The organism is Paucibacter sp. TC2R-5, assembly GCF_025717605.1.
GTDB classification, from domain to species: domain Bacteria; phylum Pseudomonadota; class Gammaproteobacteria; order Burkholderiales; family Burkholderiaceae_C; genus Paucibacter_A; species Paucibacter_A albus.
The window spans coordinates 339,795-361,279 of the sequence record NZ_JAJIRQ010000004.1 but is presented as its reverse complement, the minus strand read 5'-3'; the positions used below and the strand labels follow the sequence as shown (position 1 = coordinate 361,279).

18 protein-coding genes, 2 tRNA genes and 1 riboswitch are annotated in these 21,485 nt (G+C 61.7%); of the genes, 15 read left to right on the top strand and 5 right to left on the bottom strand.

Annotation, left to right across the window (positions count from 1 at the left end; all coding sequences use genetic code 11):
- Window positions 1–6: 6 nt before the first annotated feature.
- The 4 genes from LNV08_RS11685 to LNV08_RS11670 are packed head-to-tail and all read left to right on the top strand — an operon-like array spanning window position 7 to window position 7,251.
- Window positions 7–4,923, top strand: coding sequence for a tape measure protein (locus LNV08_RS11685; protein ID WP_263533868.1), 4,917 nt, complete (start codon window positions 7–9; stop codon window positions 4,921–4,923).
- Entirely contained in the window at window positions 4,920–5,813 is an 894-nt protein-coding gene (locus tag LNV08_RS11680) for a hypothetical protein (protein ID WP_263533867.1), read from the top strand. The genes LNV08_RS11685 and LNV08_RS11680 overlap by 4 nt, the downstream gene beginning before the upstream one ends.
- On the top strand, window positions 5,813–6,955 hold the full coding sequence (locus tag LNV08_RS11675; protein ID WP_263533866.1) for a tail fiber domain-containing protein: 1,143 nt from the start codon (window positions 5,813–5,815) through the stop codon (window positions 6,953–6,955). The genes LNV08_RS11680 and LNV08_RS11675 overlap by 1 nt, the downstream gene beginning before the upstream one ends.
- Window positions 6,952–7,251, top strand: a complete 300-nt coding sequence (locus tag LNV08_RS11670) for a hypothetical protein (RefSeq protein WP_263533865.1) — start codon at window positions 6,952–6,954, stop codon at window positions 7,249–7,251. Before LNV08_RS11675 ends, LNV08_RS11670 begins: the two co-directional genes overlap by 4 nt.
- Window positions 7,252–7,500: 249 nt before the next feature.
- On the opposite strand, the gene LNV08_RS11665 is transcribed toward LNV08_RS11670, so the two are convergent.
- Together LNV08_RS11665 and hrcA are read right to left on the bottom strand one after the other, a co-directional pair.
- Window positions 7,501–7,577: transfer RNA gene (locus LNV08_RS11665), tRNA-Ile, on the bottom strand.
- Window positions 7,578–7,653: 76 nt separating this feature from the next.
- Window positions 7,654–8,673 (bottom strand): heat-inducible transcriptional repressor HrcA, encoded by a 1,020-nt coding sequence (hrcA, locus tag LNV08_RS11660; protein ID WP_263534082.1) that lies wholly within the window; start codon window positions 8,671–8,673, stop codon window positions 7,654–7,656.
- 82 nt (window positions 8,674–8,755) lie between these two features.
- On the opposite strand from hrcA, the gene LNV08_RS11655 reads away from it, so the two are divergent.
- The 3 genes from LNV08_RS11655 to rapZ are packed head-to-tail and all read left to right on the top strand — an operon-like array spanning window position 8,756 to window position 12,283.
- Window positions 8,756–9,631 carry an NAD kinase gene (locus tag LNV08_RS11655; RefSeq protein WP_263533864.1) on the top strand — a complete coding sequence of 292 codons (876 nt, stop codon included), beginning with the start codon at window positions 8,756–8,758 and terminating at the stop codon, window positions 9,629–9,631.
- Window positions 9,632–9,665: 34 nt separating this feature from the next.
- The gene (gene recN / locus LNV08_RS11650; protein ID WP_263533863.1) at window positions 9,666–11,360 is read left to right on the top strand and encodes a DNA repair protein RecN; all 1,695 of its coding nucleotides are present in this window, start codon (window positions 9,666–9,668) and stop codon (window positions 11,358–11,360) included.
- Window positions 11,357–12,283, top strand: a complete 927-nt coding sequence (gene rapZ / locus LNV08_RS11645; RefSeq protein ID WP_263533862.1) for an RNase adapter RapZ — start codon at window positions 11,357–11,359, stop codon at window positions 12,281–12,283. The genes recN and rapZ overlap by 4 nt, the downstream gene beginning before the upstream one ends.
- A gap of 4 nt (window positions 12,284–12,287) precedes the next feature.
- Here rapZ and LNV08_RS11640 read toward each other — a convergent pair whose 3' ends face one another.
- Genes LNV08_RS11640 through mutM form a run of 3 tightly spaced genes read right to left on the bottom strand, consistent with a single transcriptional unit; the run spans window position 12,288 to window position 14,461 of the window.
- Window positions 12,288–12,596 (bottom strand): hypothetical protein, encoded by a 309-nt coding sequence (locus LNV08_RS11640; RefSeq protein WP_263533861.1) that lies wholly within the window; start codon window positions 12,594–12,596, stop codon window positions 12,288–12,290.
- A 15-nt stretch (window positions 12,597–12,611) separates the two neighbouring features.
- Window positions 12,612–13,643, bottom strand: coding sequence for an A/G-specific adenine glycosylase (gene mutY / locus LNV08_RS11635; RefSeq protein WP_263533860.1), 1,032 nt, complete (start codon window positions 13,641–13,643; stop codon window positions 12,612–12,614).
- The gene (mutM, locus tag LNV08_RS11630; protein WP_263533859.1) at window positions 13,628–14,461 is read right to left on the bottom strand and encodes a bifunctional DNA-formamidopyrimidine glycosylase/DNA-(apurinic or apyrimidinic site) lyase; all 834 of its coding nucleotides are present in this window, start codon (window positions 14,459–14,461) and stop codon (window positions 13,628–13,630) included. Before mutM ends, mutY begins: the two co-directional genes overlap by 16 nt.
- Before the next feature lie 85 nt (window positions 14,462–14,546).
- On the opposite strand from mutM, the gene LNV08_RS11625 reads away from it, so the two are divergent.
- From LNV08_RS11625 to LNV08_RS11590, 8 genes are all read left to right on the top strand, one after another.
- Entirely contained in the window at window positions 14,547–16,355 is a 1,809-nt protein-coding gene (locus tag LNV08_RS11625; protein ID WP_263533858.1) for a tetratricopeptide repeat protein, read from the top strand.
- Complete coding sequence (locus LNV08_RS11620; RefSeq protein ID WP_263533857.1) at window positions 16,352–16,891, top strand: lipoprotein insertase outer membrane protein LolB; 540 nt, start codon at window positions 16,352–16,354, stop codon at window positions 16,889–16,891. The genes LNV08_RS11625 and LNV08_RS11620 overlap by 4 nt, the downstream gene beginning before the upstream one ends.
- A gap of 25 nt (window positions 16,892–16,916) precedes the next feature.
- A complete protein-coding gene (gene ispE, locus LNV08_RS11615) occupies window positions 16,917–17,915 on the top strand; it encodes a 4-(cytidine 5'-diphospho)-2-C-methyl-D-erythritol kinase (protein WP_263533856.1) in 999 nt (332 codons plus the stop codon).
- Window positions 17,916–17,995: 80 nt separating this feature from the next.
- A tRNA-Gln gene (locus tag LNV08_RS11610) sits at window positions 17,996–18,072 on the top strand.
- A gap of 85 nt (window positions 18,073–18,157) precedes the next feature.
- On the top strand, window positions 18,158–19,120 hold the full coding sequence (locus tag LNV08_RS11605; RefSeq protein ID WP_263533855.1) for a ribose-phosphate pyrophosphokinase: 963 nt from the start codon (window positions 18,158–18,160) through the stop codon (window positions 19,118–19,120).
- A gap of 157 nt (window positions 19,121–19,277) precedes the next feature.
- Complete coding sequence (locus LNV08_RS11600; RefSeq protein WP_263533854.1) at window positions 19,278–19,898, top strand: 50S ribosomal protein L25/general stress protein Ctc; 621 nt, start codon at window positions 19,278–19,280, stop codon at window positions 19,896–19,898.
- Window positions 19,899–19,988: 90 nt separating this feature from the next.
- Window positions 19,989–20,663, top strand: coding sequence for an aminoacyl-tRNA hydrolase (gene pth, locus LNV08_RS11595; RefSeq protein WP_263533853.1), 675 nt, complete (start codon window positions 19,989–19,991; stop codon window positions 20,661–20,663).
- Window positions 20,660–21,163, top strand: a complete 504-nt coding sequence (locus LNV08_RS11590) for a hypothetical protein (RefSeq protein WP_263533852.1) — start codon at window positions 20,660–20,662, stop codon at window positions 21,161–21,163. Before pth ends, LNV08_RS11590 begins: the two co-directional genes overlap by 4 nt.
- Window positions 21,160–21,399, top strand: a riboswitch (cobalamin riboswitch). Its footprint overlaps the gene before it by 4 nt.
- The last annotated feature ends 86 nt before the right edge of the window (window positions 21,400–21,485 follow it).

The following is a 21,485-nucleotide window of genomic DNA, read 5'->3' as shown; positions in this document are numbered from 1 at the left end:
TGCGCTATGGCGACTGAAGTTGCAGTCAAACTGAGTATTTCCGGCACCGCTGCCGTCAACACTGGCCTGAATAGCGCAGGCGCCAGCGCTCAAGCCTTTGGCGATAGTGCGCAAAGAGCTGGCGAAAACGCCAATAGGGGCATGGGTGCTGCGAGCCGTGGCGTTCAGAGCATCAGCCAGCAGTTGCAAGCCTTGGAACAGACGGTCAAAGCTAGTCTGGGTTTCTTGGCTTTGGTGGGCACGGTTGCGAGCTTATCCAAGGAAGCCAATGCCGCCGCTTTGGCAGTGGACAAGATGAACCGCACCCTGGAGTTTGCCAGCGGCAGCGGCAAAGCTTTTGCCGACAACAGCGAGTTTCTGCGGGCCAAGGTGCGCGAGTTGGGGCTTGACCTCAAAAGCGCTGGCGACGGCTTCGCAAAAGTCGCAGCATCTGCCAAAAATACCGGCCTTGAAGGTGAGGGTGTGCGCAGCGTGTTTGATGCGGTTGCCAAAGCCAGCACCGTCATGGGCTTGAGCGCCGAAGACACATCTGGTGTTTTGCTGGCCATAGGACAAATGATCAGCAAAGGTACTGTGGCGTCCGAAGAATTGAGGGGCCAGCTCGGGGAGCGCTTACCGGGCGCATTCCAGACGGCGGCTCGCGCGATGGGCGTCACGACCGGCGAGCTCGGCAAGATGCTGGAGCAAGGCCAAGTGGCCACCGATGTTTTCTTGCCCCGCTTTGCAGCGCAGATGCGCACCGACATGGCTGGCAGCGTGGCGGCTGCGGCTGACAGCGTGCAGGCCAATATGAACCGCCTCTCCTCGGCCTGGACGGGCCTGTTGCTCGCCCTGAACAACAGCCCGCAGACGAATGAGACCTTGAAGGGCCTGGACATTGGCCTGACCTCGGTGTCTGAAATCCTTAAATCCAACAGCGAAGCGTGGCCTGAGTGGGCCGACACGGTGGCGCGCGCCGTTGCCGTGGCAGGCGAAGGGCTGAACCTTGTTTGGTCCAGCGCCCGGGGCGTTAAGCGAGAGTTCGAAGGCATTTACAACTCGGGCTCGCTTTATCTGCGCCGGCAAGCCGCGCTGGTGGCCGACAGCCAGTTGACTGGCGGCAAAGGCCGCGATGCGATCAAGGCGCAGTTCGACGCCGAGCAGGCCGCACTCGATGCAGGCTACAACGCCGACATCGCTGGCATCTACAAGAACCTCGGCAAATACCAAGGCGCGGTCGAGGCAGAAATCAAGGCCCGTGCCGAGCGCAAGGTTCGGCTGGCACTCTTCGAGCGCGGTGGCGGCGCCGACCAAGCGGCCAGAGACGCCGCGCTACTGGCCACCAAGCCCGTGTTGACTGGCGGTAAGGGCGGGGGAGACTCTAAGCCGGGCAATGCCTTTGCGGCCGAGCAAGATGCCGCCAAGGTATGGGAAAAGGCCATGGAAGAGGCCGCCTCCCTAACCGCTAAAGCCATCGCCACCGAGAACGGCTGGACGGAGGCGCAGCGAAAGGCGAATGAATACCGCGCCAGCGCTGCTTACGCCATCAACGCCAGCATCCCTGGCATGAACGACGCCGCCAATGCGGCTTTCGCCCTGGCCATCGCCGAAGAGCGAAGCGCGGCCGTTGATCACGCATGGAAAGAGGCCCGCAGAAAGGCCACCGAGGAAACCGACAAGTTCAATGCCAGCCTGGCTGAAGCGGCGATCACCAGCGCGCTTTCGGTCGCCGCGACCGTGCAAGGCATGCAAGACGAAGAGCAAGCGCTGCGCATTGTGGCCGCGCAGCACATCTCGCTCGCGCAAGCGCTGGAGGTGGTGCACGTCGCGCGCCTGCAAGACCAGGCCGACAAGGCGCGCGCCAATGGCAACGCCGAGCAAGCCGCAGCCATCGAAGCCGAGATAAAGTCGCGCCGCGAGCTGGCTGAGCTGACTGGCCGCAAAGACGCCCGCGCTTACCTCGATGGAAACATCGGCGGTCAAGTGGCGGAAGGGTTCGACAAAGCCAGCCAGTCGCTGAGCGCTTTCGTCACCGGCTTTAGCGCACTGATCGCGGCCCAAGAGGCTTACAACAAAGCCCGCCTGGATGCCGGCAGCGATGCGACCCTGCTTGCGCAGATCGACGCCAAGAACTTCAAGGCGCAAATCAATGGCTACGGCACGCTGGCCGGCGCCGCCAAGGGCTTCTTCAACGAAGGCTCCAAGGGCTACAAGACCATGGAGATCGCCGAGCGAGGCTTCCGCGCGATCGAGCTGGGCTTGGCGGTGCAAAGCGCGCTCACCAAAGCCGGCTTGATCGGCACAGTGGCCACAGCGGCCGTGGCTGGCCAGGCTGTTGAGACCTCGGCGGTGGTGGCCGGTGAAACAGCTCGCAACGCGGCCAAGGTGCCCGGCGTGTTCATGAGCTTCATGTCGGCGCTTGGTCCCTGGGGCATGGCTGCAGCGGGTGTCGCCATCGCCGCCGTGCTGGGCGGTGCCTTCTCGGGCGGTGGCGGTGGCGCGGCCGTGACGAACACCGGCACCGGCACGGTGTTTGGAGACGCGGGCGGCAAGAGCGAGTCCATCGCCAAAAGCATCGAAGCGCTGCGCGAGGTGGACACGCTGACCATGCGCTACAGCGCTCAAATGCTGCAATCCTTGCGCGCGATTGAATCCAGCATTGGCGGGCTGACCAACCTGATTTTGCGCACCGGCGGGCTTGACGCTGCGGCTGCCGGGGTGCAGACCGGCTTCAAGTCCAATGCCCTAGGCCAAGTGCTTGCTGGCGTGCCCTTGGTGGGCAATTTGCTGGGCGGCTTGTTTGGCAGCAAAACAAGCATCACCGGCAACGGCATCAGCGCCGCACCGCAGTCACTGGCGGCCATTGCTGCGGGTGGCTTTGATGCCAGTTACTACACCGACACCAAGACCAAGGACAAGTTCCTGGGCATCACGTATGGCAGCAGCAGCGGCAGCAAGCTGACGCCTGCCGGTGCGGAGCTGGAGCAGCAGCTGGGCCTGATCTTCAAAAGCTTCGCCGACACGGCCCTGGCTGCGGCCGGGCCGCTGGGCTTGGCGCTGGGCGAAGTGCAGTCGCGTCTCAATGGCTTCGTGGTCGATATCGGCAAGATTGACCTGGCCGGCCTGAGCGGCGCGCAGATTCAAGAAAAACTCAGCGCCGTGCTCGGTGCAGCTGGCGACAACATCGCCCATGCGGCGCTGCCCGGCCTGGATCAGTTCCAGAAAGTGGGGGAGGGTTACTTGCAAACCGTCGCCCGTGTCGCCTCGGGCGTCGAGGTGGCCAAAGATGCGCTGGAGCGTTTGGGGCTCAAAGCGGTGGACTTTGCGGCGATCGTCAACAAGCAGGGCGATGTGGGTGCCGAGCTGCTGCGCCAGAGCGTGCTGGCCAGCGAGCGCATTGCCGGCACGGGCAATATCTTCCAGCGCCTGATGGGCGGCAAGTTGTCAGGGCTGGGCGAGATCATGTCTGTGATGGACGGCACGGCGACCGAGCTGGCTGACACTTACAAGTCGCTGCTTGCTGCGCGCACCTCGCTGAGCCAGATCGGCGTAAAGGGGGATGCGGTCAGCAGCAGCTTGTTACGCGGCGCAGGTGGTCTGGAAGGCTTGCAAAGCGCGCTCAAGAGCTTCAGCGACAACTTCTTGTCCGATGCTGAACGCCTGGCCGGCGTCACTGCGGGCGTGCGGGCTGACTTTGCCAAACTGGGCTTGGCGATGCCCAGCACCCGCACGGCCTTTGTGGACCTGGTGCGCGGCATCGACGCGAGCAGCGACGCCGGCCGCAAGATGCTGGGCCAGGTGCTCGCCTTGTCAGACGGGTTTGCCAAAGTTGCCGATGCGGCCGATGCCGCATTCAACAAGCTGGCCAGCGCGGGCCAAGGCATCGCCAGCTTTATCGCTGAGCTGCTGGGCAGCACTGCCGGCGCGGGCCTGAGCACGGCTCGCGCCACCTACAACGCTGATCTCAGCGCCGCCCAGGGCGGCGATGCCGACGCCAGCGGGCGCGTGGTGGGCAGCGCCAAGGCGCTGATAGAAGCGGCCCGCAATGCTGCCAGCGACCCTGTGGCCCTGGCCCGCGAGACCTCGCGCATCGCCGTGCAGTTGCAGGCCTTGCCGGCCGTGGTGGCATGGCAAGTGACGATGCTGCAAAAGCTGGACGTGTTGGATGACAACACGCAGGCCGGCGGTGCGCTGGCCAAGGCCTTCGGCACGGCCTTGGGTGAAATCCGCGCCACCTTGCAGATCACCACAGACTCCAATCTGCCCGACGAAATCAAGCGCGTGATCCTGGCGCGTGAAGGCAGTTACGCAGTGACCGTCAGCGGCATCATGGCCGCCAACGTGCCCGATGCGCTCAAAGCGCTGCTGGTCAACGCTGAGACCACCGGCGCCCGCTCCATTGGCCTGAGCGCTGCATTTGCGGGTCAGCTCTCGGCGACCGATCGCGCCGCCTTGCTGGCCACCGATACCACGGTGTCGCGTGTCATCCAGTCCGCCATCAGTGTGGGTGCGCTGACGCAAGAGCAGTATTTGATGCTTGTGCAGGCAGATCAAACCGTGGCCAAGACCGTCAAGACCCTGCTTGATAGCTCGGCGCTGACCGCTGGCGAGCGCACGCTGATCGACGCGATCGCGGGCAAGGCGAACAGCTCGCTGCTGCTCAGCGGCAAAGTTGACTTTGCCAATGCGCCACTGACCGATGCCATCACCGGCTTGGCGCTGGTGATTGACCGGCGCGTCAAGATCGATGACCCCACTGGGCCGGGCACCAAGGCGATGACGGCGCAAGACCTGGCAGCGGTGGCCTACGCGGCGGAAATCAGGGCGCTGCGCGACTCCACCGAGCGCGGTCTGATCTCCATCGCCGAGGCCACGCAAGCCACTGCCCGCATTCTGGCTCGCCTGGAAGGCCCGAATGGCTTGATCACGATGCCGTCCATATGAAAGTCATCAAGCCTATTGCCGTAACTGACGCGATTCTGGTCAGCAGCACCGCGCCTGAGAACGACTACCCGGCCTGGGGCGCTGGCACGGCCTACGCGCTCGGGGCGCGTGTCATCCTGGCCAGCACGCACCGCATTTATGAAAGCTTGCAAGCCGCCAATACCGGGCATGCACCCGACAGTAACGCCACCTGGTGGCTGGACGTAGGGCCTACCAACCGCTGGGCCTGCTTTGATCAGCAAATCAGCACCGCTACGGTCCTGGCCAGCCCGCTCAATGTGACCTTGGCGCCCGGCTATGTCAACAGCGTGGCCTTGCTGGCACTCGTCGGCGGTGCCGCGACGGTGACGGTGACCGATGGCCCAGGCGGCGCTACGGTCTACAACCAAACCGTGCAGCTGGACGGTACGTTGATCGCTGATTGGTATCAGTACGTGTGGGAGGCGTTCAACCCGCTCACCGAACTGGTGTTGACCGACTTGCCGCCCTACATCAACGCACGCGTCATCGTGAGCATCACCGGCGGCGGGTCGGTGGCTTGCGGCGGGCTGGTGGTCGGCACTGTCTATGAGCTGGGCGACACACGCCCTGGCGCAAGGATTGGCGTCATCGACTACAGCCGCAAGGACACCGATGCCTTCGGGATCACCACATTCGTGAAGCGGGCCTACAGCAAGCGCATGTCGGTGTCTTTGAGCCTGCCCACTGCGCAGGTCAGCAAGGTCCAGCAGCTGATCGGGGCCTTGCGTGCCACCCCTTGTGTCTGGATCGGCTCGCCTGGCGCGCAATACCAGGCGCTGATTGTTTTTGGCTTTTACCGAGATTTCTCCATCGTTGTGGAGTTTCAAACCTACAGCGCCTGCAATTTAGAAATTGAAGGACTTACCTAATGCCTATCACCGCACTACCCACGCCGCCACAGCGGTCCGACCCTGCCAATTTCGCGGCCCGGGCTGATGCCTTCTTTGCGGCTCTGGCCAATTTCGTTACCCAATTCAACGCCATGGTGCCGCAGGCTGTTGCCGGTGCTGTGACGGGTAGTTTTACTGTCTCGGGGCAGGTGAATTTTGGGAGCGGTGCAGTAGTTACGGATGCGGCAGGCAATGTCGGTCTCGGTACATCTTCGCCTACGGCAGCCCTTGATGTTTCTCGTGTTGGCCTTGGTGGTAACTGCAGTTTCTTTGTGCGTGCTGGTGCTGGGGCCAACGCTAATATTGATCTTGCTGGCGGTGGCAATACAGCAGGTGGTACCTCGTTCTTATTGCGCCAAGACCTCAATGGGGATGCCTTAGTTCTTAATAGACATGCGACCGGAAACTTGATACTCGGTACTAATGGATTTGGCAGCGCTCGCATTGACTCAAGCGGGAATTTTCTTGCGGGCGTTACAAGTGGTTCGTTTCATAGGCTTGTTAAGAATAACTCAAGCAACTACGCTGCAGAGGTTTACAACCAAAGTGGAGCGAGTGGATACGGTCTATCTGTAAGTAGTGCATCCACCGCTGCGACAGGGGCTACCTGGAACCACATTGATGCGTTTAGCAACAGTGTTTCCGTTTTTCGCGTTGGCGGGCAAGGTAACGTCACCAACACGAATAATAGTTACGGGGCGATTTCTGATATTAAGTTAAAAGAGGATATTACGGACGCCAGTCCTAAGCTGGAAGATTTGATGCGCGTTCGCGTAGTTAATTACAAGCTCAAAGATCAACCAGAAGTAAAACAACTCGGCGTTATCGCCCAGGAGCTTGAGCTGATATTCCCCGGGCTAGTGGAAGAGTCCCATGATTCGCATGAGATAACTAAAACCCACGAGGTTGAGGTTCCAGCTGTACTTGGTGAAGACGGCGAGATTGTTTCGCCAGCTACCGTGCGACAGGAGGAATACACAGAGCGCGAGCTAACTGGCGAAGTCACCAAGTCTGTCAAGTATTCAGTATTTGTGCCTATGCTTATCAAGGCCGTGCAAGAGCAGCAAGCCCTAATCGATCGTTTAACTACGCGAGTCGCAGTATTGGAGCAAGCATCATGAATATCCCCCGCGACAAACTCATGCACTTCGGCATCGGATCAGCAGTGGCGGCTTTCGCGCTACTGGTGTGGGCTAGCCTCGCTGCAATTGGTTTGGCCCCAATAGCCGGCGCACCAGCTGCAGCCGCGCTAGCGGCTTTGGTGGCAGGAATCACAAAAGAAGGCGCCGACTGGCTGGACAACCGCAGCACGGGCACGCCCATGCACGGCGTCGAGTACTGGGACGCCGCCGCCACCGCGTTGCCTGGCATCCTGATAGGGTTGGCTGCTCATTCCTTGCTGAACGTGTTGGCATGATCCAACAGCTCCAAAGGATGCGCTCTCTTAGCGAAGCACAGAGCGGGCCGGCCTAGAGAAGCAAGGCGCTAGGCGCCTGCGTCAAATGGCGCGCAAAAGTGGTTCAAAGCGTTCGCGTCCGTACAGTCATACGGAGATGACGGGGATGGCAAACGGTGCAATCCGGCAAGCAGTGGCACAGGACTGGCACCAAGCACCCGGAATCAAAAAAGCACTCAGAGCTGATTCGCGCTAAGTGCTTGATTTACTTGGTAGGCCGTATAGGACTTGAACCTATGACCAAAGGATTATGAGTCCTCTGCTCTAACCAACTGAGCTAACGGCCCCCTGGGGGTTTCTTCGCTTCCACCGCTACAGCGGAAGCGCGCGATTGTATAGGAGCGCTTCAACGCCGCGCGCCGGCTACTTCTGCGACAGCGCTTGGCTGATCATTCTGGAAGTAATGTCAACGATCTGAATCATCCGGTCATAGGCCATGCGCGTCGGCCCAATGACGCCCAAGGTGCCGACGACCTGGCCATTCACCTCGTAGGGCGCCGAAACGATGGACAGTTCCTCGAAAGGCACAACCTGACTCTCGCCACCAATATAGATGCGCACACCCTCGGCGCGGCTGGACACGTCCAACAAGCGCATCAGCTGTGTCTTTTGCTCGAACACATCGAACAAGCGCCGCAGGCTGCCCATATCGTTACCAAAATCTTGCACGGTGAGCAAGTTGCGCTCGCCGGAGATGACCACCCGCTCTTCCTCATCGGCCATGGCCTCGGTGCCCGCTTGCACGGCCGCGCTCATCAAGCTGGCGATTTCACCGCGCAACTCGTCAACCTCGTTCTTCAAGCGCTCGCGCACCGCCTCCAGGCTCAGGCCCGCGTAATGGGCGTTGAGGCGATTGCTGGCTTCGGCCAACTCGGTTTGGCTGAGGTCTTGGGCGGTGAAGATGACACGGTTCTGCACATCACCGTCGGGCGACACCATGATGACCAAGACGCGCCTATCGCCCAGACGCAAAAACTCGATGTGGTGGAAAACGCCGGGCTTGCGCGGCGCCGTCACCACGCCGACAAAGTTGGACAGGCTGGACAGCAGATGGGCCGCGCTGGCGATCACGCGCTGGGGCTGGTCGGGCTGCAGCTGCGTGTCTATGGGTTTGGCATCGGCGCCCAGCAGGGCCGGCTGCGCCGTCAGCATGGTGTCGACAAACAAGCGGTAGCCGCGTGCGGTCGGGATGCGCCCGGCACTGGTGTGGGGGCTGGCGATGAGGCCGAGTTCCTCCAGATCAGCCATCACATTGCGGATGGTGGCCGGGCTCAGCTCCAGACCGGAGGCCTTGGAGAGCGTGCGGGAGCCTATGGGCTGGCCGTCGGCGATATAGCGCTCGACCAGGGTTTTCAGCAGTGATTTGGATCGCTCGTCAAGCATGCTTTGCATTGTAGGTTCCTGCTGCATGGCCAGCACGCGGGCTTCCCCGTAACGTCATAGTGCTGTGGTGTAATTCCGCGCTATGGCCAAACGTTTCCAGCATGTGGCAATTGTGGGCAAGCATCAGGCCCTGGGCATACGCCCGATTCTTGAGGAGATTGCCGAGTTCGTCACTCGGCAAGGCCTCGACGTTTCTCTTCAACAAGAGACCGCCCTGAACACCGGCATGACCAATTACGACGCGCTGTCGAATGAGCAGTTGGGCGCGCAATGTGACCTGGCCATCGTCGTCGGCGGCGACGGCACGATGCTGGGATTTGCGCGCGAGATGGCCCGCTTTGGCGTGCCGCTGGTGGGCATCAACCAAGGGCGACTGGGCTTCATCACCGACATCTCGATGGAGCGCTTTCGCGAAGCGCTCCCACCCATCTTGGCCGGCGACTACGAGATGGAGCATCGCAATATGCTCGAAGGCGAAGTCTGGCGCGACGAGCGCAGCATTTTTGAAGGACTGGCGCTCAATGACGTGGTGGTGAGCCGGGGTGCTACGGCCAGCATGGTGGAGTTGCGCATCGATGTTGGCGACGAGTTCGTTGCCAATATGCGGGCCGACGGGGTGATCGTTGCTTCGCCGACCGGTTCTACCGCCTATTCGCTGTCGGCCGGCGGGCCAATTCTGCATCCCAGCATTGCCGGCTGGCTGCTGGTGCCGATTGCTTCGCACACGCTGTCCAACCGCCCCATCGTCTTGCCGGACACCGGCGACGTGACGCTGGAGATCGTTGCCGGCCGCGACGCCAGCGTCAATTTCGATATGCAAAGCCTGGCCAGCTTGCTGCATGGTGACCGCATCAGCGTGCGCCGCTCGGCCCACAAGGTTTGCTTCTTGCATCCCAAGGGCTGGAGCTATTACGCCACCTTGCGCAGAAAGCTGCGCTGGTATGAGGGAGTGAGTTGATGAACTCCTTTGCAATGCGATCGGGAGCTCGTTAATGCTGCGCCGCCTGAACCTGCGCGACTTTGTCATCGTGCCCGAGCTGGAGCTGGACTTCGCTGCCGGCTTTTCGGTGTTGACCGGTGAGACTGGCGCCGGCAAATCGATCCTGGTCGATGCGCTGCAACTGGCGCTGGGTAGCCGGGGTGACGCCGGCGTGGTGCGTGAAGGCGCGGCGCGGGCCGAGATTTCCGCCGAATTTGACCGCCCCGCCCATCTGAACGACTGGCTAGAAGAAGCCGGCTTTGAGGACGGCGGCGGCACGCTGCTGCTGCGCCGCGTGATCGACTCACAGGGCAAGAGCCGCGCCTGGATCAATGGCAGTTCGGCCACCGTGTCCCAGTTGCGCGAACTGGCCGACAGCTTGCTGGACATCCACGGCCAGCACGCTTGGCAGGGCCTGACCCGCGCGCCGGCCGTGCGGGCACTGCTGGACAACTATGCCGGTCTGGATACTTCGGCCTTGGGTCGGGCCTACGGCGCCTGGAAGCAGGCCAGCGACAATTTGGCCGCCGCCGAGACACGCCAGACTGACTTGTTACGTGAGCGGGAACGGCTGGCCTGGCAAATCGGCGAAGTCGCCAGGTTGTCGCCCGGCCTGGATGAATGGGATGCCCTCAATACCGAACATCAACGCCTGGCTCATGCCGCTTCGCTGCTGGACGCGGTGCGCGGCGCCTTGGAGGCACTGACTGAAGCCGAGCCTAGCGCCGAATCGCAGACCGACGGTGCCCTGACCCTGCTTGAGAAGGTCTTGGACTATGACGCCCGACTGCTGCCGGCCGTCGAAGCCTTGCGCGGGGCACAGGCGCAGCTGCAAGACGCCGGCCATACGCTAAGCGCCTATATGCACGGCACCGAGCTGGAGCCCGCCCGCATGCAGGAGCTGGACGAGCGCATTTCCGCTTGGCTGACCTTGGCCCGCCGCTACCGCCGCCCTCCCGCTGAACTGGCGCACTTGCTGAGCCAATGGCAGAGCGAATTGCAAGCACTTGACGCCGCCACCGATCTGGCCGCGCTGAACGCCGCCTTGTCTGCGGCGCGCGGCATGTTCGAGCAAGAAGCTCAGCGCGTCAGCCGCGAGCGCGCCAATGCCGCGCCCAAACTGGCTGCCGCCATCACGCAGGCGATGCAGCAGCTGGGCATGAGTGGCGGCCTGTTCGAGGTCAGCCTGCTGAAGCAAGAGCAGCCACAAAGCTTTGGCCTGGAATCGGCCGAGTTTTTGGTCGCCGGGCACGCCGGCAGCACGCCCCGACCCTTGGCCAAGGTGGCCTCCGGCGGCGAGTTGTCGCGCATCGCGCTGGCCATTGCCGTCACCACCTGCCAGCAAGACAGCGGAGGTGTGGGCACCTTGATTTTTGATGAAATCGACGCCGGTGTCGGCGGCGCTGTGGCCGAGATCGTCGGCCGCCTGATGAAGCAGTTAGGGCGCGAGCGCCAGGTCCTGGCCGTGACCCATCTGCCTCAGGTCGCGGCTTGCGCGGATCAGCATTTGCTGGTCGCCAAAGCCCAGCACGCAGGCCTGACGCTGAGCACGGTGCAGGCCGTGGCGGGCGAAGCCCGTGTGGCCGAAATTGCCCGCATGCTGGGGGGCGAGCGCCTCTCGTCCACCAGCCTGGCCCATGCACAGGAGATGCTCGACCTATCCGCCTCCCCTTCCACCAAAACGCGATCAAAGAAAGCCAAGTCATGACCCGCCTATCAGCCCAGCCGCTGGAACCCGCAGCCCAGGACGCGGCGATACAAAGCAATGTTGTGTTGGTCACCGGCATGTCCGGCGGCGGCAAGTCGGAGGCCATGCACGCGCTGGAAGACGCCGGTTTCTTCTGTGTCGACAATTTGCCGGCCGACCTCTTGCTGGACTTTTTGCGCCTTGAGCAGCAGCGCGGCGAGCGCAGGGTCGCGATTGCGGTGGATGTGCGCAGCGCCGGCTCCTTGCCGCTGTTGCTGCCCCTGTTCAAGCAATTGCGTGCCGACGGGGTTGCGATTCGCTCTATCTTTTTTGATGCCAACACCGAGACCTTGATGCGCCGCTTCTCGGAAACGCGCCGGCCCCATCCCTTGCGTCAAGAGCAGAACGCGACAAGCAAGGACGAAGGCCACCGGGCGCTGCTGGAGGCCATCACACTTGAGCGCGAGCTGCTAGCCGCCTTGCGCGCCGAGTCCACCGTGCTGGACTCCAGCCAACTTCGCCCGGCCCAGCTGCGCGCCTGGGTGCGCGATCTGGTCGTGGTGGACGGCAACTCGCTGACGCTGGTGTTCGAGTCCTTTGCCTTCAAGCATGGTGTGCCCAGTGACGCCGATTTTGTGTTTGATGTACGCGTCTTGCCTAACCCCTATTACGAGCGGGAGTTACGCCCTCTCAACGGGCGCGACCAGCCGGTCGCCGACTACTTGGCGGCCCAGCCCGAGGTGAACCTGATGCTGAGTCAGATCGGTGCTTTCATGGCGCAATGGCTGCCCAACTTTGCCGCCGATCAGCGCAGCTATTTGACGGTAGCCATTGGCTGCACCGGCGGCCAACATCGTTCGGTCTATCTGGTGGAAACTTTGGCGCAACAATTCGCGCACCATGGCCAGGTGCTGAAACGGCACCGTGAGTTGGACGCCAAGTAGGCGGTCACACTTGCTGTTGTTTTTCGTCGTCCGAATACAGCAGCACCAGCAGCGCCACCGAAGCCAAAGGCGCCAGCAAAACCAGGGCCAGCATCCAGGGCAATAAGCGCCGTCCGCTGCGCTTCAAGGCTTGGCCCATGAAGACCCAATGGGCCATCAGCCCGGCCGCAATACCCAGACTCAAAAACGTCAACAGAGCGGCCGACGGCTCGCCTTCGGCGTTGGCGGCCGAGATCAAAAACCACAGGCAGCAAGCTGCCGCCAACAAGGCGACCAGCGCGGATTCGACAGCATTTTTGGTAGCAGCGTTCATAGCTTCAAGCCTGGATCAAGCAATCATTTTTTTCAAGGGCGCCGGCAATGCGTACTCGGCCAAGCGCTCTCGTGCCACCCACACGCCGCCGGGCTCAGCATCATTCATCTTGCTGAGCACATCGCCGCGCCGGGTGTGCAGTATCCAATCAAAATGAGTCAGCACATGATTGATGCGCGGCATCACTTCCAACTTGGCGCCGACGGCGTCGGCGGCCGCTTGTAGGGCGGCCTCGTCGTCATAAAGCGGCAAGCTCCACAAACCCGCCCACACGCCGGTGGCGGGCCGCTGCTGCAGCAAGACCTGACCCTCACGCTCCAACCACAACCACCAGTTCTCACGCCGACCACGCTTGAGTTTGCGGGTCTTGATGGGGTAGCGAGTCGGGTCGCCTTCGAGCCGACCGGCGCATAAATCGGCCACCGGGCACAGCAGGCATTGCGGCGAGCGCGTGCTGCAGATCGAAGACCCCAGGTCCATCAAGCCCTGCGTGTAAGCCACGATGCCCTCGGCAGGCGCCAGCTCGGTGGCCAAGACCCAGAGACGTTTTTCTTCGGCACTGCTGGCGAGGTCGCCCTCAAAAGCCAGCAAGCGGCCCAACACCCGTTTGACATTGCCGTCCAGAATCGCCACCCGCTCGCCGAAGCAAAACACCGCCACCGCCGCTGCCGTCGAGCGGCCGATGCCGGGCAGGGTTTGCAGCGCGGCCGCATTGCCGGGGAACTGCCCGCCGTGCAGCGCCACCACCGCCCGCGCACAGGCATGCAGATTGCGCGCGCGGCTGTAGTAACCCAGGCCGGCCCAAAGTGCTAACACCTCATCCAGGCTGGCCGCAGCGAGATCGGCAACCTCGGGAAAGCGCTCCAAAAAGCGCTGGTAATAGCCCAGCACCGTTGCCACCTGCGTCTGCTGCAACATGATCTCGGAGAGCCAGACGCGGTAAGGGTCACGGGTGTTTTGCCAGGGCAGCTCATGCCGGCCATGGCTGCGCTGCCAAGCAACCAGGGTCGGCGCAAATTGCTGAGGCAGGTTTATCGCTTTTGACATTGAGGACAGAAAAAAGTGGAGCGCTGGCCTTGCACGATGCGCCGGATGGGTGTGCCGCAAGTCAGGCAGGGCTGGCCCTCCCGGCCGTAAACGCGCGCCTGCATCTGAAAACTGCCGGCCACGCCATGCGCGTCCTTGAAGTCTCGCAAGGTTGTACCGCCCGCCTCCAAGGCCTGCGCCAACACCCCACGCACCGCTTGCGCCAAGCGCTGGGCACGCGGTCGACTGAGCTTGGAAGCAGCCAGGCGCGGATCAATACCGGCCAGAAACAAGGCCTCGCACGCATAGATATTGCCGGCGCCGACGACGATATCGCCGGCCAACAAGGCCAGCTTGATGGCGACCCGCCGCCCGCTCAAGCCCGCATGCAGATGGGCGCCGTCAAAGCGCGGGTCAAAGGGCTCCAGCCCCAAGCCGCCCAGCAGCTTGGCCGCCGGGTTGGCGGCCAAGGCCTCGGACCAGACCACCGCACCGAAGCGGCGCGGGTCGGTCAGGCGCAAGAGGCCGCGATCGGTCTGCAAGTCGAAATGATCATGGGCGCCGGCCGCAGCTGCGCCAGTGCCCGGGGTAAAGGCCAGTGATCCCGACATGCCCAGATGCAGGAGCAGGCCGCCGCTGGCCGCCGGCCTTGACAAGGGCAGCCACAGATACTTGCCACGCCGGCTGACTGCACCGACCCGTGCTCCCGTCAGTTGCTCCGGTCCCAAGCCCAGCGGCCAGCGCAGCGGCTTGCCCAGGCGCGCCTGCAAGACGGTGGCGCCTTCAATGGCGTCGGCAAAACTGCGGCGGGTGACTTCGACTTCGGGGAGCTCGGGCATGGCCTGCATGATATCGGGGCAGAATGCCCCCTCACCTCTCGGCCCTTCAGCGCTGAGCCAGGTTTGTATTGATGCAGGAGCCTTCATGCCCGAGAAATTTCGCCGCAACGCTGCCGGGGCCTTCGCCATCGGCGCCTTGCTGGCCAGTCTGCTGAGCCCGGATGCGCGGGCCGGCGCCACGCCCGCGGCGGTGGCGCCCTCGCCCATGAATTCAGAGATGGACGCACCGCTGTTCTACCAATTGCTGGTGGGTGAGATGGAATTGAACACCGGCCAGCCCGGTGTTGCCTATCAGGTACTGCTGGACGCGGCGCGCCGCACCGGCGATGAAGCTTTGTTTCAGCGCGTCATCAATATCGCGCTGCAGGCCCGTGCCGGCGATCAGGCCTTGATTGCCGCCAAAGCCTGGCGCGAGTCGCAACCCAAATCAAGCGCCGCCCACCATATGGTGATCCAGTTGCTGGCCTTGTTGAACCGCCCGGCCGATGCGGTGGAGCCCCTGCGCTCACTGCTGGCCCTCACGCCGGAGGCTCAGCGGTCTGCTGTGCTGGAGCCGCTGCCGGGCTTGTTTCAACGCGCCCCGGAACCCAAGCGCGTGCTGGCTGCCTTGGAGCCGGTTCTGAACAATGCTGCACAAGAGGACGCTACCAAGCTGGCCGCCAAGACAGCCTTGGCCCGACTGGCAATGGCCGCCGGCGACAGCAAACGCGCGATGGCCCTGGCCCAAGAAATCGACGGCTTCGCGCCGCTGTCCGATCAGCCCATGCAACTGGCCCTGGAGTTGCTGCCCCAACAAAGCGAGGCCGAGGCCCTGATTACCCAGCGCCTGCGAGCCAAGCCGGACAACGTAGCGCTTCGCCTAGCCTATGGCCGCGCGCTGGCCCGTGCGCAAAGACCGGCCGAAGCGGCGCGCGAGTTTCGCGCCATCACGCTGGCCTCACCCAGCACCAGCAGCGCCTGGTTTGCGCTCGGCACGCTAGAGCTGGACCTGCGCCACGCGGAAGCTGCGGAAAAGGCTTTGCGCGAGTACCTGAGGCAGCTTGAAGACAGCAAGTCAGCGCCGGCGAATGATCAGCTCAAGGCGGAGGGTGAAGGCGAGGACAAGGCGGACCCGCAAGCCACGAATGAAGCGCGGCAACAAACTTGGCTTTTGCTCGCCCAAGCGGCCGAAATGCGCGGCGACCTCAAAGCGGCCGATGCCTGGCTGCTCAAGGTGGACTTGCCGCAGCGCCAGCTGGAAGCCAGCTTTCGGCGCGCCTCCTTGCTGGCCCGCCAGGGCAAATTGAGCGAAGCTCGCCAACTGCTGCAGGCACTGCCCGAAACCAGTCCGGAAGAACTGCGTGCCAAGCTGCTGGCCGAGTCACAGCTGCTGCGCGACGCACAGGACTGGTCGGCGGCGCATCAGGTGCTGGCAACAGCCGTTGAGCGCTTTCCCAATGACCCCGACCTCCTCTACGAACAAGCGATGATGGCCGAGAAGCTCGACCGACTGGATGCGATGGAGATCTTGTTGCGCAAGGTTATCGCCATCAAGCCCGATCATCACCACGCTTACAACGCGCTGGGCTATTCGCTCGCCGAGCGCAATGTACGGCTGGACGAAGCCAAAAGCCTGATCGCCAAGGCGCTCAGCTTCGTGCCGTCCGAGCCTTTTATTCTCGACAGCATGGGCTGGGTGGAATACCGCTTGGGCAATTTGGCCGAGGCGCAGCGCTTGCTGCGCCTGAGCTATGCAGCCAGGCCCGATGCAGAGATCGCCGCCCATCTGGGCGAGGTCTTGTGGATCGGCGGTCAACGTGAAGAGGCACAGCGCATCTGGAGCGAAGGAGCGCTGCGCGACCCCAAGAATGAAGCGCTGCGCGAAACCGTCAAACGTCTCAAGGCCCAGCCATGAAAAATACCCTCATCACACTTTTTGCGGCGGCTAGCTTGCTGCTCAGTGGCTGCGCCACGGTCGCACCCAAACCCGCCGAGATCCGGGCCGAAGGCGATGTACGCTTGAGCGGCAGGCTCAGCGTGCAAGTGGCCGGCAGCACCGGCCGCGCCTCGGGCGGCAATGCCGGCTTTGAGCTCAGCGGCAACCCGCGCGCCGGCCAACTGGAACTGAGCACGCCGCTGGGCAGCCTGCTCGCCCGCGCCAGCTGGGGGCCGGGCGAAGCAATGCTGCAAACGCCTGGCGCCGAGCGCAGCTTTTCCGACCTTGACGCGCTGACCCGCGAACTGCTGGGCGAAGCGATTCCGGTGGCGGCGCTGTTTGATTGGCTGCGCGGCCACCCTTGGCCGCAAACACCCAGCGAGATCTGGCAAGACGGCGTCGGCTTCAGCCAGCTTGGCTGGCGCATCGACCTGGCTGGCCTGCAAGACGGCCTGATCGTGGCAACCCGTTCGGCCGAGCCCGCAGTGACGCTGCGCGCCCGCGTCGAGCCCTGAACCAAACTCCCGACCTTTTTCTTTCATGCAAGCCATTTACGACGTTCCCGCTCCGGCCAAGCTCAATCTTTTCTTGCATGTGGTGGGCAAAAGGCCGGACGGCTACCACCTCCTGCAGTCCATCTTCACGCTGATCGACTGGGCCGACACCTTGCATTTCGAGCGACGCAGCGACGGCCAACTGCTGCGCCACGACCTGGGCGCCAGCCTGCCGCCCGATGATTTATGCCTGCGCGCAGCGCGGCTGCTGCAAGCCCAAAGCGGCTGCACTTACGGCGTAGATATTCAGATCGAAAAACGCATTCCGGCCGGCGCCGGCATGGGCGGCGGCTCCAGCGATGCAGCCTCCACGCTGCTCGCCCTGAACCGGCTCTGGGGGCTGAACTGGCCCCTCGCCAAGCTGATGCCGCTGGGCCTGAAGCTAGGTGCAGATGTGCCATTTTTTCTCGGCGGCAGCCACGCATTCGTAGAAGGCATCGGTGAAATTCTTCATCCGATCGAGCTGCCGCCACTGACGTTTGCCGTCCTCAAACCGAGCCAGAGCATCTCCACTCAAGAAATTTTTTCGAGCCCCCTCTTGGCAAGATCAAAAAACGTGGCTATAGTAGCGGGCTTTCCTGCAAACAATTCTTCAGGCAAAAAAACGGGCGAAAGCTCGCTGAATCACGAAACGGTGAGTCACGAAGAATTGATAAGTTTGGATAACGAAGGACTTGCAAAGTTACTCGGCGACTCAACAAGAAGTTTCGGTAGAAACGACTTGCAAAAACCAGCCGAAGCAAACTGCGCCGAAGTTGTTCAAGCACTGCATATATTGGAATCCGAGTTTGGCAATAGTCGAATGACGGGCTCCGGCAGCGCAGTATTCGCCAGAGTTAAAACTCCAGCGAATGAGCAGGAAGAAAATCTGTTAAATCAGAAAATTTTTTCGAAGTTGCAGGGTTTACCTGCAGATTGGTCTGGTAGAATTTGCCGCAGCTTAGATAGGCACCCACTGCAAGGTTGGGCCGCTGATGAAAAATAAGCTGAAGCAGTTTCTAGAGAAGATATTCGAAGGAATTGCAGACAAGTTATAGGGTGCAGCAGCTCTGCTGTGTCCTGTGTAGGGGAGTCGCCAAGTTGGTTAAGGCAACGGATTTTGATTCCGTCATGCGAAGGTTCGAATCCTTCTTCCCCTGCCAAAGTTTTTTGCGCTAAGACGCTAGGTCTTTAAGAAATACCCCGGACACGCTGGCTGGCCACGGGTCCTTTTAAAAAGGATGGCTCGTGCTACTCAATACCGTCCTCTTCACCGGCAACGCAAACCCGGTTCTCTCCCAAGAAATTGCTACCCATCTAGGCCTCGACCTCGGAAAAGCCTTGGTCGGTCGATTCTCCGATGGTGAAGTCACCGTCGAGATTCAGCAAAACGTCCGCGCTCGCGACGTCTTCGTCGTTCAGCCAACTTGCTCGCCGACGAACGAGAACCTGATGGAATTGCTGATCATGGTTGATGCCCTGAAGCGCGCCAGCGCTCGTCGCATCACCGCCGTGATCCCCTACTACGGTTACGCCCGCCAAGATCGCCGCCCACGCTCAACCCGTGTGCCGATCAGCGCCAAGGTGGTGGCCGATTTGCTGGAAAAAGTCGGCGTCGAACGCGTGCTGACAATGGACTTGCACGCCGACCAGATCCAGGGCTTCTTCAACATCCCGGTCGACAACATCTACGCCTCGCCGGTTTTGTTGTCGGACCTGAAGGCACGCAACTATTCGAACCTGGTGGTGGTCAGCCCCGACGTCGGCGGCGTGGTGCGCGCACGCGCCCTGGCCAAGCAACTCGGTTGCGATCTGGCCATCATCGACAAGCGCCGCCCGGCCGCCAATGTGTCCGAAGTGATGCATGTGATCGGTGAGATCGATGGCCGCAACTGCGTGATCATGGATGACATGATAGACACCGCAGGCACCTTGGTTAAGGCCGCCGAAGTCTTGAAGGACAGAGGCGCCAAGAGCGTGTTTGCCTATTGCACCCACCCGATTCTGTCGGGCCCTGCGATTGAGCGCATCTCCAAATCTCTGATCGACGAAGTCGTCATCACCAACACGATTCCTCTGAACGACGCGGCCAAGGCCTGCGGCAAGATTCGCCAGCTGTCGGTGGCCTTCCTGTTCGCCGAGACGATCCGCCGGATTTCGGACGGCGAGTCGGTCACGTCCCTGTTCAGCGAACAGAACAACAACTTCTGAATCTGCGCCGAGGGCAACCTTGGCGACGATTTGAAACGCGGTCGCAACACCGCACATCCCGAGCAGCCTGGTCGCGGGCGCTCAACACCATGAACACCCGCAAGGGCGTTCAGCACCATGAACACCCTCAAGGGTGTTCAGCCTTTTTGGAGTCACTATGAAATTCACAGCTTTTGACCGCAAGTTGCAGGGGACCGGAGCGAGCCGCCGCCTGCGAGTTGCTGGCCGCGTCCCAGGTATCGTGTTTGCCGCCGGCGAACCAGCGATGATCGAAATGGATCACAACGCGCTGTTCCACGCCTTGAAGAAGGAAGCCTTCCACAGCACCATCCTCGAGATGGAACTGAACGGCGCCGTTTCGCAAGTGCTGCTGCGCGATTTCCAGATGCACCCGTACAAGCCGCAAGTTCTGCACGCAGACTTCCAGCGCGTTGACAACACGACCAAGATCACCAAGAAGGTGCCTTTGCACTTCGTGGGCGAAGAGACTTCGGCCGCCGTCAAGACCGACTCTTGCACCGTCAACCACGTGATCACCGAATTGCTGATCACCTGCTTGGCTCAGCAATTGCCTGAGTTCATCGAAGTGAACCTGGCCGGCCTGACAAAGGGTCACTCGGTGCACGTCAATGACCTGACATTGCCAGCCGGCATCAAGGTCGTCACACACGGCAAGCCAAACCCCGTGGTTGCTACACCGGTTGATCCAGCCGCCGAAGAAATCATCGTCGTTGCCGCAGCTCCTGTGGACGACGGCAAGAAGAAGAAGAAGAAGTAAGTCTTTCTTCCTTCCTTCTCTGTCTTGCTCGAAAGGCCCTGCTCTGCGGGGCCTTTTTACGTTCTACGACCCGCGCCATAAAATCAAAACATGATTCGACTCTTTGTTGGCCTCGGCAATCCGGGCACCGAATACGAGCACACCCGCCATAACGCCGGTTTTTGGTGGATAGATAGCTTGGCGCGCAAGCTCGGCGCCTCGCTTCAAGTCGAGCGCAACTACTTCGGCCTTTGTGCCAGGGTCAACAACGCGCCGGGCGCGCCGGGGCCCATCTGGCTGTTGCAGCCGATGACTTTTATGAATCTATCGGGCAAGTCGGTCGCACCCTTGGCGCGCTTCTTCAAGATTGCCCCGGAAGAAATTCTGGCCATTCATGACGAGCTTGACTTGGAGCCGGGTCAAATGAAATTCAAACAGGGTGGGGGCAACGGCGGTCACAACGGTTTGAAGGACATGCAGGCCCAACTCGGCTCGGCCAATTTTTGGCGCTTGCGCCTAGGGATAGGCCACCCCGGTCACAAGGATGAAGTGGCTGGCTATGTGCTGCGCAAGCCGCCGCTGACCGAGCGTCATTTAGTGGATGACTGCATTGATAAATCGATGGCCTCGGTCGAGTTGATGCTCTCGGGCCAGATGGACAAGGCCCTGGCCAAAATTCACGCCAAGCCGCCAAGACCTAAGCCGGCCAAGCCCGCCAATCCCGAAGCCACGGCAGAAGTCAAACTGGCCGCCAAGCCTCAACCCTTGAACGAGAGCCTGCCATGAAGCTCACGCCGCACATAGTTCTGACAGTCCTCCTAACGGCTTATGTCAGCGTCTGTGCGGCGCAAACCACGACCCGCAGCATACCCGTCTACCGCTGCGGCGCCGAAGGCCGCGATCTACGTGACTCGCCCTGCCCGAGTCAACTGCCGGCGAGCAGCTCGCAGCTGCAGTTCGATCAGCCAAGCGCCGGCCAGGCCAAGGCCAACAAAGAGCAGGTGGCGGCCGACGCCAAACGCGCCGACACCATGGAATCAGCGCGCTTGAAGCTTGAGGCCGACGCAAGGCGGCGCAATGGCGCCACTGTCGGCATTGACGGGCTCAAGACTGCTGGGTCGGCGCCGGGCGCGACAGCCAGCTCTCCTGCCGCCAAAACGCCTGCGTCGACCCATGCACCTAAGGCGCCTCACGCCCCTAAAGCGCCCAAAGCCCCGAAACCTCCAAAAACGCCAAAAACGCCAAAAACGCCAAAAGCGCCAAATGGGGATAAGCAGGCCGGTTAGAATCCCCCGCTGTTGGTGCTCGTGCAGAACTTCAAGCCTGCGCAGTTAAACGGGAATCAGAACGGCAACGCTCCCACGGAGCAAGCCCAAACTGAGCTGTCCCCGCAACGGTAAGTGGACGGAACGCGTCAGCGTTTCAAGGCCTGTCAATATTCCACTGGTGCTTTTCAAGCGCTGGGAAGGACACAGGTTTCGCTCCACCAGCCCGGATACCGGCCAACAACGTGGAGAACCGCGACCATCTTTGATCGTGGTATTCCGTTCCTCAGACCCTCAGCGGGTGAGCTGATGTCTGGTTGCTTTGTTTGGCCTTTTCCCTGAT